Source organism: Mycobacterium innocens, from assembly GCF_900566055.1.
Classification (GTDB): Bacteria; Actinomycetota; Actinomycetes; order Mycobacteriales; family Mycobacteriaceae; genus Mycobacterium; species Mycobacterium innocens.
On the sequence record NZ_UPHQ01000280.1, the window covers coordinates 1 to 4025 of the forward strand.

Annotated in this window: 3 protein-coding genes and 1 pseudogene; all 4 read right to left on the reverse strand. The window is 67.3% G+C overall.

The window, feature by feature from the left end; genetic code table 11:
- Positions 1-66 precede the first annotated feature (66 nt).
- Complete coding sequence (locus tag EET03_RS27100; protein WP_244232567.1) at positions 67-381, reverse strand: hypothetical protein; 315 nt, start codon at positions 379-381, stop codon at positions 67-69.
- A gap of 410 nt (positions 382-791) precedes the next feature.
- Entirely contained in the window at positions 792-3095 is a 2304-nt protein-coding gene (locus EET03_RS27105) for a secretion protein EspK (protein WP_099193852.1), read from the reverse strand.
- Between the two features lie 393 nt (positions 3096-3488).
- Complete coding sequence (locus EET03_RS27110; RefSeq protein WP_036395221.1) at positions 3489-3827, reverse strand: YbaB/EbfC family nucleoid-associated protein; 339 nt, start codon at positions 3825-3827, stop codon at positions 3489-3491.
- Positions 3828-3832: 5 nt separating this feature from the next.
- Positions 3833-4012: pseudogene (locus tag EET03_RS30515) on the reverse strand (type VII secretion system ESX-1 target EspB); the annotation flags it as partial.
- Between the last annotated feature and the right edge of the window lie 13 nt (positions 4013-4025).

The following is a 4025-nucleotide window of genomic DNA, read 5'->3' on the forward strand; positions in this document are numbered from 1 at the left end:
CCTCCTTCATCAATAACCCCGTCGAAGGAGATATCGGTCCTGTTTATGCCGACAGTTCAACCCCGCTCACGTCGCTGGCCAGCAGCTACCCAAAAACCTCGGCATAATCGTGAGGTCGGCATAATCGAAGTCCAAACCGGCTACCTCATAAGGTATTTCATGCACTCCTGCTTTCAGGGCGCCGAGGATGTGGGTGTGGGCGTTGTTGCGCACGGTGCGGGTGAAGACCCAGCCGATACGCACATCGGTGAGATTCAGGGTGCGGGCGAACTCACCTTTCAGTGTCGGCCCGCAGTGCGCGACGGTGTCACCTTCGAAAAACCCCGCACCTGCCTCGACCTCGTCGGTTGCCTTACGGATCTTGATCGCCGACCGCAGCAACGGGGAGGCCTTGGTGGTCGATGTCCCCGTGATCTGGTCGCGGGCCTTGGCGCCGCGCAGGTATCGACCAATTCCTTACCCATCCCGCGGAACCGCTTCCGCCACTGGCCTTCTGCGCGGTCACCGCCTGCACCCGGCAACGACGCCACCCCGACGGGCTCTACCGCGAAGCGCACCAACAGCGGCTGCGGACCACCCGAACGCGCGACCCTCGGTTGGACGAAACCTGGTGGGAAGCAACCGAGCCGGCGATCGGACGCGGCGGGGAGGTTAGTTCTAACTCTAACTCTAACCGCGGGCACCTCGGGATCTACGTCGACGCGACGGCCACTCGATACTTTTCCGCGCTCACGTAGATCTCGGCGTCGCCGCCGGCCCCGGGGCTGATGTGGCCCCGGGAGTCAGCGGGTTCAGGATGCCGCGGTCAGGGCGCTGTCGAGCAAACCGGTGACATATCTCCAGTACAGCCAGTCCTCGACCGCAGGACGCTGAGTCTCCGCGTCGGCGGCGCCGTATGCCTGGTGCAGGGCAATTTCCTGGCAGTGTCCGGCATAGGCCCGAAACGCCCGCAGGTGGGCCACTTCGCGGCCGATGGCGCTGCTGGTCATCGGCTTCATCAGCTCGAACCACAGCATGTGCCGCTCGTCGTCCGGCGAGTTAGCATCGGCGGGCGCCGGCGGCAACAGGCCAAGCAACTGCAGGTCCTCGGTCTCGGCCAGCTGGGCCGCCGCTGAAGGATCCACTACCTCCAGCCGCGGACGGCCGGTCATCTTGCCGCTCTCCGGGATATCGTCCGCTTCCAAAATGATCTTGGCCACGCCGGGATCGGAATTGGCCAACTGCTCCGCGGTTCCGATCACCGCCCGCAGCTTCAGGTCGTGAAACGCGGCCCATCCCTGCACGGCCAGGATCGGGTAGGTGGCGAATTGTGCCTTTTCGTCCGCCGGAATGGCGTGGTCGGCACTGGCCATGAACACCTTCGCGGGCAATTGCACGTGGTCGGGTATGTATGCCAGGCCGTAGCTGTTGGCCACCACGATTTCGCCGTCGGTGGTCACCGCCGTGACCCAGAAGAACCCGTAATCCCCCTCGTCGCGGACGTCGGACGCATTCAATGCGGCTGCGATGCGACGCGCCAACCGCAGCGGGTCGGACTTGCCGCGGCGGGCACCTGACGCCGCGGCAATGGCATCGCGCGCCGCCCGCGCCGCCGAAACCGGCACCGACGGCAACGCCGTGACGTCGTCTGCCGACTCAGGCTTTTCCTTCTCGGGCGCCTCCGGCGGCGGTGCCGGTCGGGCTGGTGGCGCGATTCGCGCCGATGCCGCGCGGGGAGTCGCCGCTGCCGGTGCCCTGCCGGCTGGACCCAACGGTGCCCGCCCAGTGGCGGCACGCGAGCCCGCACTGGATGCGGCGCTCTGCCCGCTGCTCGCGCTGGCCCCCGCTGACGCTGCGGGAGCGGCGGTTCCACCGGACATTCCGCGAGCGGCAGCCGGCATCCCGCCCGCAGCTGCTGGTGCCATCGGCTGTGACGACGACCCGTCGTCGCCATGCGACGGGCCCGACGGAGCCGTCGGTTGCGCGGACGGCATCGACGGCGCCTCCGTCGCGGCTGCCGGCTTCACATGAGCGGGCTCGGTCGACGGGGCAGGTGGCGTCGACGGGGTTCCGGGATCGCTCGGCATCGACGGCTGGCTCGGTGATGGCGACGGGCCCACCGGGGCCGGTTGCGGGCTCGGCGCCGGCGCCGGCGCCGGTGTCGGTGAAACGGGAGTGGATGGGCCCGGGGCCGGCGCCGGGGCCGGAGCGGGATTGACCGGGGTGACCGGGGTGACCGGCTGCTCCGGTTTCGGCTTGACCGGGTTAACCGGGGTGACCGGCTTAGCCGGCTTGCCCGGGGTAACCGGTGGGATCGGGGTCACCGGCTTGCCCGGGGTAAATGGGGGGACCGGCCTGGGGGTGACGGGAGTAACCGGTACGCCGGGGGTAACCGGTTTGCCCGGCGTGACCGGCGGGGCCGGCCGCGGGTTGACCGGGGTAACCGGTGCACCAGGTGTCACCGGCTTGTGCGGGTTGACCGGTGTCGGTTCGAAGGGCTTCGGGGCCGGCGGTGCGGGAGCAGGCTTACCCGGAGTTGGTACGACCAGCGACGGCACCTCGGGGGTGGGAGGCGTTACCTGGTGGAGCAGATCCTGGAGCGCGTTGTGCGGCGGTTTCCAGTTCTTGGACGCCGAGACCCGCTCAGCGGCTTCCGCCACCAGGCTGGCATTGGCGCTGTGCGTGGCGCGCACCAATGACTCGATAGCGGCTTTGCGCGCGTCGGCGTCCATGTCGCGGTCGTTCTCCAGGGCGATTATTTCCCGTTGCGCCCCGTCCACGTTGTTGCCGATATCCGCCTTTGCCTGGGCTATCAACCCGCCAATATGGCGGTGCCAGGTGATCACCGTTACCAGGTAATCCTGCAGCGTGCTCATTTGGCTGAGGTTTGCCCCCAGTGCACCGTTGGCGGCATTGGCCGCACCACCGGTCCACACACCGCCGTCGAAGACCTCGACCTGTTGGTGGCGGCAGGCATCCATCACGTCGGTGAACTGGTGCAAGACCCGGTTGTACTGCTGCGCCCGGTCGTAGAAGGTGTCCTCATCGGCTTCCGGCCACCCGCTCGGCTCGAGCATCTGCCCGGCGTACTCTCCTATCGGCCTCGGAATGCCCATCGCCTACTCTCCTCCCAACAGCCGCCAGGCCGCAGCGACGAGACCTGCCGGGTAGGTACCCGCAGTGGATCGTTCGACCGGCGCGCACGCTGCACAGCCGCGGCGCCGGCTTTGATGCGGCGACGGCTGATGAGCGGTACCGGACGTCATGGTTAACAAGCCTAACCGAGGTTAAGACCAGCTAGATGCGGCAATTTGGAATCAGGACAGCGGCCGAATCCGGCTCCGCACGGACGCCGGCAACCCTGCCATGGTGATCACAGCATCGCTCAAACCGCGACTGGACGGGGTGCGGGCAACACGGCGCGCGACGGCATCGGAACACGCCGGAATGGCGCGGCCGGACGCTGACCGTAAGCGTCCTGGCCGTCGCCGACGTCGCTGAGAACCGAGCTAGATCAGCCCTTTGTTCATCGTGTCGGACAAGGCGGACAGGACCGCGACCAATTGCTCGCCCGCAGCGTCGTTGTAAGCCGTCGCCGCGGACTGTGCATTCATCAGCGCTTCGTTGACCCGCGCCCCGACGACCTCCGCGCCCACTTGCTTCAGCAGGCCCTCCTCGATACGGACCCCGGTGAGCCATTGGTGTCCGTTGATCGTCACCTCGACGGTCTCGGTCTCGTCAGTGCCCCGGAAAGATCCGGTGTTCATCTGATTGAGCGTCCCATCGAGGGCCGTTTGAAACCGTGCCGCCAGCGCTAACGTCTGGGCGACATGCGGGTCCATTTCCATGCTGGTCACTTCGACTCCTTGCTGTCTTGACGACGGCGGTTACCGATGACGGCCTCGGTCCACGCCCGGTCCTCGGTGTATAGCGCCTCGTCGTCCTGCTGGGCGCCCTTGGACTTGGAGCTTCCCTGGCCCTGGCCGTGTGCCCCCATCGGCATGCCCATACCACCCCCGCCCATCCCACTGCCCGCGGCTCAGGGG

What these genes read in the sequence shown, in the direction of transcription:
- EET03_RS27110 (WP_036395221.1), bottom strand. Translation starts at nt 3,827, where the DNA reads ATGGAAATGGACCCGCATGTCGCCCAGACGTTAGCGCTGGCGGCACGG.
- EET03_RS27105 (WP_099193852.1), bottom strand. Translation starts at nt 3,095, where the DNA reads ATGGGCATTCCGAGGCCGATAGGAGAGTACGCCGGGCAGATGCTCGAG.